The organism is Nocardia cyriacigeorgica (assembly GCF_010868145.1).
Lineage (GTDB): Bacteria > Actinomycetota > Actinomycetes > Mycobacteriales > Mycobacteriaceae > Nocardia > Nocardia cyriacigeorgica_D.
Genome location: NZ_JAAGUY010000067.1, coordinates 1 through 351 on the forward strand (window position 1 = coordinate 1; position 351 = coordinate 351).

Genomic DNA, 351 nt, shown 5'->3' on the forward strand with positions numbered 1-351 from the left:
GGCCGGCATGCTCGCGCGCGGTGTCGAGCACGCCGGCGTCGAGCGCCTTGTTGCCCTCGTGCACCACATGGTGGATTTCGGCGAGCGCCTTGGGCACCGCGAGGTCCTCGTCGAGGGCGGCGGCGAAGGCGTCGGTCCACTTGCCCACCGGCACGTCACCACCGCGTTCGACCACCCGATGCACGAACGCCTCGATGCGCTGATAGGTCTGCGCGGCATCCTGCAGGGCCTTGTCGGAGTACTCGAGCATCGAACGGTAATGCGCGCCACCGAGGGAGAACCGCAGCTCGACCGCCCGGACCTGCTTCAACACATTGGGCACCGACAACACATTGCCGAGCGACTTCGCCA

1 protein-coding gene is annotated in these 351 nt (G+C 67.5%); it reads right to left on the bottom strand.

Annotated elements, in window-relative coordinates:
• On the bottom strand, positions 1 to 351 hold a 351-nt coding region (locus GV792_RS28775), incomplete at both ends, for a DALR domain-containing protein (RefSeq protein WP_445738786.1).